Genomic DNA, 12,966 nt, shown 5'->3' on the forward strand with positions numbered 1-12,966 from the left:
CTTGAAATATGGTCAATAGCGTTTCTATACGCATTATACATCAATCCGTATAGTTTATTCGCGGGAAAGAGGTCACGAGTGCGCTGGGGTGTCGAGCAACGGCTTGAATTTATTGAGTTTCGCCTGTTCTGGGAGGGCTCGATCAATCGCGCCGACATCGTGGAATTCTTCGGCGTGTCGGTTCCGCAAGCGTCAAAGGACCTGACGCTCTATCAGGAGCGGGCGCCCGGTAACATGGAGTACGACACGCGCGGCAAGCGCTATGTCGCCGCCGAAAAGTTCGTGCTGCGCTTTCTCGACCCTGACCCCTACGTCTATCTCGCGCAGCTCCGCTCAGTGGCCGAAGGCACCGTTCCCTCACATGATTCCTGGATCGCCGCGCTTCCCAGAGCCGATGTCGCCCTGACCCCCAAGCGGGACATCGATATCAAGGTCCTGCGCAAGATCCTGGACGCCACGCGCGAAGGCGTCTCCGTGGAGATTTTCTACCAGTCGATGAACAAGGTGCGCCCAGATCCGATCTGGCGCGGGATTACCCCACACGCCTTTGGCTATGACGGTTTCCGGTGGCATGTCCGGGCCTATTGCCACCTTGAGCACAAGTTCAAGGATTTCCTGCTTCCGCGCATTTTGGAGGTCGGCGCCAAAGGCGGTCCCGGGGCGACGGGCGAGCAGGACTGGCTCTGGAACAACTATTTCGACGTCGTCATCGGCCCACACCCCGATCTGACCGAGAGCCAGAAGAAGGTCGTCGCCAAGGACTACGGGCTCGACCACGGCAATGGCATCCTCTCGGTTCGTTATGCGATGTTGTTCTATGTTCTCAAACGACTCGGCCTGCTTGGCGATGCAGCAAAGCAAAGCGCTCGTACGCAGCATATCGTTACGATAAACCGCAAGGAAACTGAGGCCGCGCTAGAGAAGGCGGAGCTTCAGCTATGAAGGCATCTGGGGAAAGCGCTGGCTGATGGGGGCAAGACTCGAAGATGTGAAGAACGGCGCATCGGTTCGCGGCATTGCGTCCGCGCAGCCGGTACATGTCGTTTCGGTCGATTGGATTGGCGACCAGGCGATCAACGTCGTCTACCGCGACCACAATGGAATAGTGGCGGAGGCGGTTCTCTACCGTGACGACGAGCACCGCCTCGAGGTCGAGCAGAGCGGCCGCCCCTGGTCGTTCGACGCCGATGGCGAGCTTTTGCGCCTGGTGACGGAAGCCAATCGCATCAAGTTGGCGCACTACTTCGACCCTTACCTTGCGATCCACACAAGCCTGGTCGATCCGCTGCCGCACCAGATCTCGGCAGTCTATGGCGAGATGCTACCGCGCCAGCCGCTGCGCTTTCTGCTCGCGGACGACCCCGGCGCCGGCAAAACGATCATGGCCGGCCTGCTCATCAAGGAGTTGATCGCGCGCAGCGACCTTGAACGCTGCCTCGTCGTCGCGCCGGGCAGCCTCGTCGAACAGTGGCAGGACGAACTCGGCCAGAAGTTCAATCTGGAATTCGACATCCTCACCCGCGACATGATCGAGACGTCGCGGTCGGGCAACCCGTTCAGCGATCGAGATCGGCTGATCGTCCGGCTCGACGTACTGGCGCGCAACGAGGAGCTTCAGGAGAAGCTCATGAGCGCTCGCGAATGGGACCTGATCATCTGCGACGAAGCGCATCGTATGTCAGCCACCTATTTCGGCGGCGAGGTCAAATATACGCGTCGCTATCAGGTGGGGCAGAAGCTCGGCCAAGTCTGCCGGCATCTCCTGCTCATGTCGGCGACGCCGCACAATGGCAAGGAAGAGGACTTCCAGCTCTTCATGGCGCTGCTCGACGGCGACCGTTTCGAGGGTCGATTCCGCGACGGCGTTCACTATGCCGACACCGAGGACATGATGCGGCGGCTAACGAAGGAGGAGTTGCTCAAGTTCGATGGGCGGCCGCTTTTCCCCCCACGCCGCGCCCGAACCGTCAAATACCAGCTCTCGGAGGGCGAGGCCGCCCTCTACACCGCTGTCACTGAATATGTGCGCACGGAGATGAACCGCGTGCAGCGGTTTGCCGAGGGAGACAACAAAAAACGCAACAATGTCGGCTTCGCGTTGCAAATCCTCCAGCGGCGCCTCGCCTCGTCGCCGGCTGCGATCTACCAGTCGCTGAAGCGCCGCCGCGAGCGGCTGGAGGCGGAGCTCGGCGAAGCGCGGCTCGCGGCGAAGGGGCGCCGCGCCGGAGTCGCCGAGCCTGCGGTCAATCCCGACATGCTGGGCAATATCGAGGAATATGATCAGGAGGAAATCGACGAGCTTGAAGATCTGATTTCGACCGGCGCGACGACGGCGGAGACAGTCGAGCAGCTCGCGCTGGAAGTCGAGACGCTGAAGGACCTGGAATCCAAAGCCTTGGGCGTGCTGCGTTCCGGCGTGGATACGAAGTGGACTCAGCTCAACCGCATTCTCGACGACGATCTCATGATCGACGCGGCCGGTAATCGCCGCAAGCTGATCATCTTCACCGAGCCCAAGGACACGCTCCATTATCTGCTCGACAAGGTGCGTGCGCGCCTCGGCAATCCCGAGGCGGTCGATGTGATCCATGGCGGTGTGTCGCGCGAAGAGCGCCGCAAGGTGATCGAGCGGTTCATGCAGGACAAGGACCTGCTGGTGCTGATCGCCAACGACGCAGCCGGCGAAGGCGTAAACCTTCAGCGCGGGCATCTGATGGTCAACTACGACCTGCCGTGGAATCCGAACAAGATCGAGCAGCGGTTCGGGCGCATCCACCGCATCGGGCAAACCGAGGTTTGCCATCTCTGGAATCTCGTAGCGGCCGACACGCGCGAAGGCGAGGTCTATGCCCGTCTTCTCGAAAAGCTGGAAGCCGCACGAGAGGCGCTGGGCGGTCGCGTCTATGACGTGCTGGGCGAGTTGTTCGAGGGCACCTCGCTCAAGGACCTGCTTTTCCAGGCGATCCAATATGGTGAGCGGGAGGATGTGAAAGCGTACCTCTTCCGCCAGGTCGACGGCGCAGTCGATCAGTCCCATCTCCTGGAACTGCTTCGCCGTCGGGCGCTGACCAACGACACCATGCCTGCGGCCGAGGTCGAGGAGCTACGGCTGGAGATGGAGCGGGCCGAAGCGCAGCGGCTCCAGCCCCATCATATCCAGAGTTTTTTCGTCGAGGCGTTCCAGCATCTCGGCGGCCGCCTCAAGCGCTGCGAGGAAGGGCGCTGGGAGATCACCCATGTTCCGGCACGTATCCGCGAGCGCGATCGCCAGATCGGAACGGGCGCGCCCATCCAGAAGCAATATGAACGAATCTGCTTCGAGAAGAGCCACATCAATCGGCAGCCGGTCGCCGCCTTCATCTGCCCCGGTCACCCGTTGCTCCAGGCCGTGATCAGCCTCATCCGCGAGCAATATGAGCAGATCATGCGCCAGGGCGCGATTCTGGTCGACGAGACCGATCCGGGCGATGCGATCTCCGCGATCTTCCTGCTGGAGCATACGGTCCAGGACGGCCGCACGACGAGCGCAGGCAAGCCGCATGTGATCTCGCAGCGGCTGCAGTTCGCCGCGATCAACAAAACGGGCCAGGCGGCCAACGCAGGTATTGCACCTCACCTCAACCTCCGTCCGGCTACGGCCGAAGAAGCAGCTGCCGTGCGCGACCTGCTCGACGAGGAATGGCTGACCAGCGAGCTGGAGAAGACGGCCATCCGCTTTGCCACGGTGGAGCTGGCCCAGGGGCATGTCGCGGAGGTCAAGGCCCGCCGCCTGCCCGAGATCGAGAAGGTCGAGCAGGAGGTGCGCGCGCGGCTCAAGAAGGAAATCAATTACTGGGACTCGCGAGCCTTCGAGCTGAAGGAAGAGGAAAAGGCGGGCAAGAAGACACGGCTCAACTGGCAGAACGCGCAGCGTCGCGCCGAGGAGCTGGCGGAACGCCAGAAGCGCCGGATGGATCAGCTCCAGCAAGAGCGGTTCATCTCCTCGCAGCCGCCGCGCGTCCGGGGCGGCATGGTGGTCATCCCGCGCGGCCTTCTGGACGCGCGCAAGGCGCCCAGCGTTCCGAACCATTTCGCGGAGGATCCGGCGGCCCGCAAGAAAATCGAGCTTGCCGCGATGCAAGCGGTCATGGCGGCGGAACGCGCGCTGGGTCACGCTCCGGTCGACGTCTCCGCCCAGAAGATCGGCTACGACATCGCCTCGCACGATCCGAAGTCGGGGCATCTGCGCTTCATCGAAGTCAAGGGCCGCATCGACGGCGCGGACTCGGTGATGATCACGCGGCAGGAAATCATCACGTCCCTGCACGAGCCAGAGAAATTCATCCTGGCAGTCGTCTCCGTAGCTGGCGGCTTCGCCCACGAGCCGCGCTATGTGCGCGGTCCGCTCGTCGAACGCGAGCCGTCCTTCCTTGAAACGGCTATCCAGTTCGACCTGCCGCGCTTGCTTGAACGCGCGGAGGCACCGCGATGAGAGCCACCAAGGGGCTAATCATCGCTGATCCCTGGATTGGCTATATTCTTGGCGGCACGAAAGACTGGGAGATGCGGTCGTCGTCGTCGTCGCATCGCGGCTGGTTCGGGCTCATCCGAAAGGGGACTGGAGCGGTCCATGGTGTGGCACGGTTGATCGACGTTGGCGGACCGCTTTCGGTTGGCCAGATGATCACATCCGTCGAACGCCATCGCATTCCCGAGCGCATGATCCGTTCGGGCGAGGTCGCCAAATGGAACATTCCGTGGAAGTTGGCCGATATTCGGCAACTGATGCGCCCGGTTCCCTACCGGCATAAAAACGGCGCCGTGACCTGGGTCGAGCTGGACGATGCGGCGATCGAGGGCATTGCCAGCCAGCTCGCGGCAGGCGTCACTGCGACCAACCCAGTACCGCCGATGCGCTCGCGCGGTGTCGCCGGATACGACGGGATCGGCCGAACCGATACGGCGCAAGTCGATGTCTCCCGCCGCGGTCGAAAGCTCTATCCCGATGGCGATTGGGGTGACGGCATTCCGAACAGCGCTGCGCGTGCGGCGTGCAGCTCGCTGGCGGTCATCGACGCCGCACCGCCGACGCCCGCAGTAATCGCCACGACTTTCGGGACGGCCGCTAGGCGGATGATCGGCGAGGTGGCGATCACCGAGGGAAATATCGCCAACAATCATATCTACCTGCGCTCCTTGTTCGATCTCTTTCCGGCCGATGCGGTTGGAGGTTCGAACAAGACGATGCGCGCGAAGCGTGACCTGACGATCGACTGGGGTGGCCCCGAGCCGGTCGAGACTGATCTCGACGGCCAGAAGAAATTCTTCCGCGCTCGTGGCTGGATCGCGGCCTTCTACCAACTGCACGGTGCTCGAGCGGGAGACTTCGTTATGATCGAGGAGACGGCGCCCTATTGCTATCGGGTCGACCTCAGGAGGCACGGCTCGCAAGGGAGGGCAGCGTGACGGACATCCAAGACTTCGCCATTCTCGCCCCCGTACCGCTCGAGCACCTTCAATCGGGGGCTGCAATCGCCAGCAACATCGGCTTCGTCGCCTTTGGCTCACGCAAGTGGGAGCTGTTCCGCAAGGTCGACGAATTGCGCGGCGGCGCGCGCGTTCCGGTCCTGATCTATCCCTCGCATGAGGACGTGCCGGCAAAAGACAGCTTTATCGTGTCCTGGGTGGGCTGGTATGTCGGCTGCGAGGAAAGCGGGAACGGCAAGCATTCGAAAGGCATGGCGCATCGCCCACCGACAACGGGTCAATATTCGTTGGACAACCAAGGACATTGGGCGGTGTTCTGGCACGTTCGCGATCTGCACGAGTTGCCTGTCGTGCAACGGCTGCCGATCTCCGCCATCCAGACGGTCAAGGGTGGTTGGCGCAAGAGCGCCCCGCCGCGCGGACCTGAACTGGTCGCCACGCCGTCGACGCTGGAGTTGCCTCTGTGACTGCGGAGCACCAGCTAGGGACCACCATTGCCGCTCCTCCAAGCTATTTCCGGCCGATCCAGGAACGTGCCTCCAAACGCTGGGACCAGCTCGAGGCGGACCCGGAGCTTGCGGGTCCATGGCACCAGTTATTCAAGCAGGTGCAGAGCCCACGCCATATCCTCTCCGAGCTTCTCCAGAACGCCGACGACGCCGGAGCCAGCGAAGCGCGCGTGTCGATCGAGAATGATCGTTTCGTGTTCGAGCACAATGGCGAGGACTTCATCGAGGCTCACTTCGCGTCGATCTGCCGCTTCGGCTATTCCAACAAGCGCGCGCTTCACACGATCGGGTTTCGAGGGATCGGGTTCAAGAGCACGTTCAGTCTGGGCGATCGGGTCGAGCTCTTCACGCCGACCCTGGCTATCGCCTTCGAGCGCGCGAGGTTCACCCAGCCGCATTGGATCGATAGTCGTTACCTGACGTCTGGCACCACGCGTATCGAAGTGGCGCTCGCTAACCCGCTGCTGCGCCGCGAGGTGGAGAAAAACCTCGATGAATGGCTGAAGAGCCCGGTATCGCTGCTCTTCTTCAAGAGGATTCGCCGTCTTCGGATCGGGGATAGCGAGGTGCATTGGCAAAGCCTCGGAGCCGGCCCCATCGCCGAAAGCGAATGGATGGCCTTGGACGAAAAGGCAGACAATCCCTTCCTGCTGGTGCGGTCGGCCGAGGAGGCCTTTCCGAACGACGCGCTCGATGAGATCCGCAAAGAGCGCATGCTGGGCGCCGAAGACAGCGGTGACTTTCCGCCCTGCCGGGTTGAAATTGTGCTGGGTGCGAAGGGCAGACTCTATGTCGTGCTACCGACCGGGGTCGAAACGGGACTTCCCTTCGCCTGCAACGCGCCATTCATCCAAGATCCGGCACGACTCAAGATCAAGGACGCGGAGACCTCACCGACAAATCGCTGGCTTCTCAACCGTGTCGGCGAGCTCGCCGCGAGCGCGATGTCGGAGTGGCTCGAACAGACCAAGACTGGCGTGCGGGATCGGGCGGACGCCTATGGTCTGCTGCCCGACGTTGACCGCGAGGCAACCACGCTCGAAGGGGCTTGCGGCGCGATCGTCGAGCTGGCATTTGCCGACGCGATCGAAGATCGACCGATCCTGTTGACCGAGAATGGCGAACTGGTCGCCACTGAAGGCGCGATCGCCGTTCCACAGCCGATATTCGACATCTGGCCGGCGGACCAAGCCATGGCATTGCTCGACGCCAAATCACGGCCGGCGCTGTGCCAGCATGTATCGTCCAAAGATCGGACCAAGCTCGTCCGCTGGGGCTTGGTCGAAGAGTTTTCGAAAGCCGACCTACTCGAGCGGCTGCGCAGCAACCATCTCCCTCGGCCGTCGACTTGGCGGCACCTGCTGAACCTCTGGTCCTACATCGCTCCAGAGGTCACGGGTTGGCAATGCAATGACGCCGACCGCCTGCGGATTGTGCCTGTCCAGGGCAAAGAAGTGCTCTATGCGGCGTCCGAGATCGTGCGGCTCGGCGAGAAGAAGCTCCTCCAGTCGGAGGAGGATTGGGAGTTCCTCGCCAGCCATCTGATCGTGTTGAATCAGAATTGGACCCGTTTCCTCGCCGAGCAGCGCCGCGACAAGGCCGAGGGTAGCGGCCGGAGCGACCCGGTCCAGGCCGCCTTCGCGGTGCTGGAGGAAATCGGGCTCGACGAAACGAGCGACGTCAATGCCGTGATCGAGCGGGTTGCCGCCGATTATTTCGGTTCCGGCGAGCTAAAGTTGGCCGAGTGCGTCCAGCTTGGCCAGATTGCGGCCAAGCTCGGCGTTACCGTCGGCGAATCCTTCCGATATGTCTGTGTCGATCGGAAGCTTCGGCCGATCGTGAAGGGTGTCTTGTTCGACGAGAACGGCGCGCTGGAGGAGCTGCTGCCGGAGACCGTTCAGCAGACACAGCTACTGCACGCCGACTATGTAGCAAACTTCAAGTCCTGCTCGCGGGAGGATTGGCTCCGTTGGGTATCTTCCGGGCGCTCGGGACTTCAGACGTTCGCACCGTTCGTCCAGAAGAGAAACAGCATCTACGGGCGCCAGCGCGTCACAGCGGAGGCGCAATCTCGCGGACAGCGCCAAGAGCTTTACTATTTTTACGTCACTGACAGCTTCGTCATCGATGATTGGGACTTCCATGCCGACTATTGGAGGCATTGGGAGGCGCTGTCGAAAACCGATCCTGGCATCTGGGCCAAGGTCGCGGGTAAAATTCTGGAACAGCGCGACGCCTATTGGTCGCGCACCGCGAGCGCTCGCCTGTCGCAGGTGGCGACCACCGGATCGACGCGATCGGTCACTTCAGAACCGCTGCTGGCGGATTGGCTGCTGAAGCTAAGGGCGAAGCCTTGCCTTCCGGACACGCGCAACATGGTCCAGTTGCCGGCGGATCTGGTCCGTAGGACGCCCGAAACGGAAGCTCTGATTGACGTGGAGCCCTTCGTCCACGCACTGCTTGACCGGGAAACGACGCGCCCATTGCTCGACCTGCTCGGCGTCCGCAACACACCAAGCGGGCCAGGACGCCTGCTCGACCGGCTGCGCGCCCTGGCGAAATCGGACAAGGCTCCGGCGCATGAGGTCGAGAAATGGTATCGCCGCCTGGACCAAATGCTTGACGGATGCTCGACCGCCGATGCCCAGAACATCAGGAACGCCTTCAAGGCCGAGAAACTGATCCTCGCCCAGGACGGGACGTGGGTGACGTCCGGCGGCGCCTTCTTGGCCGGGGACGAGGAGGACGTTCCCGGCGCGGCGATCATCCGGGCCTCGGTGCTCGATCTCAGCTTGTGGCGGCGTATCGGTGTTGCCGATCGGCCGTCCGCGGACTTGGCATTGCAATGGCTCGGCACGCTGGTATCCAGGAAGGCGCTGTCGGCTGATGATGCCCGCCGCGTTCGCACGCTGCTGGTCCGATACCCGACCCGCATCTGGGATGAGTGCGGCCATTGGATAAACCTGGTGGGCGAATGGGTACCGGTCGATACTCTCTGCCATGCGCTGAGCATGCAGAGCCTGTTCACCTACGGGCACCTCCATGATTGGGTGAAACGTAAGACAGCGGATTTCCGTCAGCTCTCAGCCGATACGGTCCACGGCGCGCCGTTCTCGTCATTGGCGGTGCTCTCGAACCTCGTCGAAGAGCGGTTCAACCAGCCGTCGTTGCTCGCGGGTTTGGAAGACCGGCGCGCATGGCTGACGGCGTTCGGAGTCCAGCTCGGGCGGATCGAGCTTGCCGATCCTGCCGAGACCGAGCGCGTGCGGGAGCTCGCGGAAGCGATCGCGGCGACGAGTTGGGTCCAGGCACCCAAACTGGAGGTCATTCCCTATCTCGACGGTGTGCCCGCCGGCACAGCTCGGCTTGCGGACATCCTGTGGCTCGACCGTAAGCTGTTCGCCAGTCCGTTGTCGAAGGCCAAGCTCGCCAAACGGGTGCCGGAGGAGATCGGCAGGAGCCTGAGCACGGATATTCGGGCCGCGCTGGCCTACGCGTTCGAGCGATCGCCAGAGGACATCAAGAACTATCTTGAAGAGAACTTCACGCTCGGTCCTGAGCAGCAAGCGGCTGCGCCGATTGTCGAGACGCAGCCCGTCCCCACGCCGGTCGATGACGACGTAGCCGACAAGCCCTCTGAGGATGTACGCGAGGAGACTGCGCCGGTCGGCCATGCTCCCACGGCGGACGAACCAGACGTATTCGAGGATGATGAGCCCGCAGCCTCGCTGGAGCCGGAGCACCCACAGGAAGAGCGCGAAGGGGGCTTGTTGGAACCGGAGGTCCCCAGCCGACCGCGCCCGCCAGCGAAGCCGACACGACCGAGCGTGATGGCGCGTTTCGCGCTCGCTCAGGGCTACAAGGCCGACGGGGACGATCGCTTCTTCCATGCGGACGGAAGCTGGATCGGCCGCGCCAATGGAGCGAGGTTTCCATGGGAGCGTCGCTCGGCGGGCGGCGAGGTTCTGCGCCATTACTCTCCGAAGGAACACTGCCTGGAGCGCGAGCCGCTCCAGATCGAGGCCGACGTCTGGGGCCTGCTCGAGCAGAAGCCCGACGTCTACTCGTTCGTTCTCGTTAACCCCGAGGGTGAGCCCGTCGAGATGACGGGCGCCCGCCTGCGCGCGCTACGCGACGGCGGCGAGATCACCATTCACCCCGCAACGTATAGGCTGGTTTATGACTTCGACGAATAACATCAAGAAGAAGCTCATCGAGGTCGCGATCCCTCTCGAAGCAATCAACGCGGCCTCGGCGCGCGAGAAATCGATCCGGCACGGGCATCCTTCCACGTTGCATCTGTGGTGGGCGCGACGCCCGCTCGCAGCGTGCCGTGCAGTGCTGTTCGCTCAGCTCGTGGATGATCCATCGAGCGACCTCAAGACGTTTCCTACGCACGAGGCGCAAGAGGCCGAGCGCAAGCGCCTGTTCGGGATCATCGAAGAGTTGGTGCAGTGGGAGAATTCAACCAACGAGGAGGTGCTGGAGCGCGCTCGAGCCGAGATCCGCAAGAGCTGCGGCGGAGAACTGCCGCCCATCTACGACCCCTTTTCGGGCGGCGGCTCGATCCCGCTTGAAGCGCAACGTCTCGGCTTGCCCGCCTACGGATCGGACCTGAATCCGGTCGCAGTGATGATCGGCAAAGCGATGATCGAGATCCCGCCGAAATTCAAGGACAAAGAACCGATCCATTTAGGCGTGAAGGAGCGGCAGTTCTACCGCAATGCCGAGGGACTCGCCGAGGACGTCAAATATTACGGCGAGTGGATTCGCAAGAAGGCGTGGGAGCGCATTGGGCACCTTTATCCGCAGGTAGACCTTCCAAAGGAATATGGGAACGGAAAAGCGACTGTAATCGCCTGGATTTGGGCGCGGACAGTACCAAGCCCGGACCCGGCTTTCGCGGGCGTGCAGGTACCGATCGCATCGAGTTTCTTACTGAGTTCAAAGGCCGGAAAAGAAGCCTGGGTTGAGCCGCTCGTAGACAAAAAGGCTAAGAAAATCGAATATCACGTTCGATACGGAGGGACAAAAGATCAGCTTGAAAGGGCCAATGAGGGCACAAAAGCCGGTCGTGGAGCGAACTTCCGATGCCTGTTGTCAGATACTGCGATAACTATCGAGCACGTTCGAGGTTTCGCTAATTCCCACGGACTCGGATCTGTCTTGATTGGCATTGTGGCAGAAGGAAAGCGCGGGCGAGTATACTTGTCACCAAATGAGGCACAAACCGAGGTCGCGGATTGCGTTGAACCTAAATGGAAACCGAACCTCCAGATTTCTGAGGACCGAAGGGCGTTCACTCCTCCTGACTATGGGATGAAATCGTTTGGCGATTTGTTTACTAAGCGCCAACTCACTGCACTGAACGTTTTCTCGGAACTCCTTCAAGAGGTGCGGGCAGATATTGAACGTGACGCGCTATCCGCAACGTTTCCACGAGATAATCTGCCGCTACATGAGGGAGGCGCTGGTGCCCGCGCCTATGCCGAGGCTGTAAGCGTTTATCTAGCATTCGCCCTTGATCGAGCAGCAGATGCATGGAGCAGCCAAGTCAGCTGGCGGCATTCGGCGGAAGCGTCGCGCAGTACATTTGCTCGGCAAGCACTCGCAATCGTGTGGGACTACGTTGAGCTTAATCCATTTAGCAACAGTAACGGAAATTGGTCCGACGCGGCAATTACTTGGATTGAAAGATCTCTATCAGCATTTTGTGGCGCTAACGCCGCCGGCCAGATATCACAGCAGGATGCTCAGACGGCCACGCTGCCTAGAAATTCCGTTATATCTACAGACCCACCGTATTACGACAATATCGGCTATGCCGATCTCTCGGATTTCTTTTATTGCTGGATGAAGCCGTCGCTGCAAACAGTGTTCCCTTCGTTGTTTGGTTTAGTTGCAACACCCAAAGCAGAAGAACTGATCGCTGCACCTTATCGGCACGGCGGCAGAGACAGAGCCGAACGTTTCTTCCTTGGTGGAATGAGCGATGCTGTGGCAAACATGGCGAAGCAAAGCTCGCCCGATTACCCGGCTGCAATCTATTATGCGTTCAAGCAGAGTGAAGTTGAAAGTGAGGGGTTAGCCTCAACCGGTTGGGCGACTTTCTTAAGTGCAGTGATACGGGCTGGCTATGCTGTCATCGGCACTTGGCCACTTCGCACAGAAAAGCCGGGCCGCATCAGAGCGATTGGAGCTAACGCTCTTGCCAATTCGGTCGTTCTCGTTTGTCGGAGGAAAGAAGCCACAGCAGAGATCATCACTCGAGCGGAGTTTGTGCGCGCGTTGAGGCGCGAACTCCCTCCGGCCATCGCAGAGCTTCAAGCTGCAAATATTGCGCCAGCCGACATGCCACAATCGGCGATCGGCCCAGGCATGGGGGTGTTCTCGCGCTACAAGGCCGTCCTCGAATCTGACGACAGTCCGATGAGTGTGAAAACCGCGCTTCAACTCATCAACAAGGAGCTCGACGAGTATCTGGGCGGCATCCAGGGTGAGTTCGATGCCGACACTCGCTTTGCGATCACCTGGTTCGAGCAGAATGGACTGAAAGCCGGCGACTACGGTACGGCCAACAGCATCGCGACCGCTCGCGGTATCTCGGTCGATAGCGTGAAGCATGCAGGGATCGTAGAAAGTGCGGCTGGTAAGGTCCGTATTCTGACGCGCGACGAGCTTGACGATGATTGGGAGCCCGACAGCGACGGCCACCTAACGGTGTGGGAGTGCCTCCAGCACCTTGTTCGGCAGCATGAGAAGGACGGCATCTCTCACGATACGGCCGTCCTGTTGAGGAAGATCGATGCAAAGGCCGAGGCCGTGAAGGATCTCGCTTACTGCCTCTACGACATCAGTGCCAACAAGCGGAAGGATGCGAAGGAGGCCACGGCCTACAACGCATTGATCGCCGATTGGACTGAGCTGACGCGGCAGGCAGCGGCGATTCATGACATCGGCGGCGATCGGCAGATCCGGCTTGATATTTAAG

At 61.2% G+C, this 12,966-nt stretch carries 6 protein-coding genes; all 6 read left to right on the plus strand.

Translation table 11 applies throughout. From position 1 onward, the window contains the following. Positions 1–78: 78 nt before the first annotated feature. The 6 genes from ACVWY5_RS33390 to ACVWY5_RS33415 are packed head-to-tail and all read left to right on the plus strand — an operon-like array spanning position 79 to position 12,965. On the plus strand, positions 79–942 hold the full coding sequence (locus ACVWY5_RS33390; RefSeq protein WP_028352226.1) for a WYL domain-containing protein: 864 nt from the start codon (positions 79–81) through the stop codon (positions 940–942). A gap of 25 nt (positions 943–967) precedes the next feature. Continuing rightward, positions 968–4,471, plus strand: coding sequence for a protein NO VEIN domain-containing protein (locus tag ACVWY5_RS33395; RefSeq protein ID WP_028352227.1), 3,504 nt, complete (start codon positions 968–970; stop codon positions 4,469–4,471). Further along, complete coding sequence (locus tag ACVWY5_RS33400; RefSeq protein ID WP_321176925.1) at positions 4,468–5,445, plus strand: hypothetical protein; 978 nt, start codon at positions 4,468–4,470, stop codon at positions 5,443–5,445. Before ACVWY5_RS33395 ends, ACVWY5_RS33400 begins: the two co-directional genes overlap by 4 nt. Then, positions 5,442–5,933: a hypothetical protein gene (locus ACVWY5_RS33405; protein ID WP_028352228.1), complete on the plus strand. Its 492-nt coding sequence runs from the start codon at positions 5,442–5,444 to the stop codon at positions 5,931–5,933. Before ACVWY5_RS33400 ends, ACVWY5_RS33405 begins: the two co-directional genes overlap by 4 nt. Next, on the plus strand, positions 5,930–10,171 hold the full coding sequence (locus ACVWY5_RS33410) for a sacsin N-terminal ATP-binding-like domain-containing protein (RefSeq protein WP_028352229.1): 4,242 nt from the start codon (positions 5,930–5,932) through the stop codon (positions 10,169–10,171). Before ACVWY5_RS33405 ends, ACVWY5_RS33410 begins: the two co-directional genes overlap by 4 nt. Then, entirely contained in the window at positions 10,155–12,965 is a 2,811-nt protein-coding gene (locus ACVWY5_RS33415) for a DUF1156 domain-containing protein (RefSeq protein WP_028352230.1), read from the plus strand. Before ACVWY5_RS33410 ends, ACVWY5_RS33415 begins: the two co-directional genes overlap by 17 nt. Position 12,966 lies beyond the last annotated feature (1 nt).

The organism is Bradyrhizobium sp. USDA 3256 (assembly GCF_054058275.1).

Coding starts and splice junctions, on each gene's coding strand:
- ACVWY5_RS33395 (WP_028352227.1), top strand. CDS start 968: ATGGGGGCAAGACTCGAAGATGTGAAGAACGGCGCATCGGTTCGCGGC.
- ACVWY5_RS33400 (WP_321176925.1), top strand. CDS start 4,468: ATGAGAGCCACCAAGGGGCTAATCATCGCTGATCCCTGGATTGGCTAT.
- ACVWY5_RS33415 (WP_028352230.1), top strand. CDS start 10,155: ATGACTTCGACGAATAACATCAAGAAGAAGCTCATCGAGGTCGCGATC.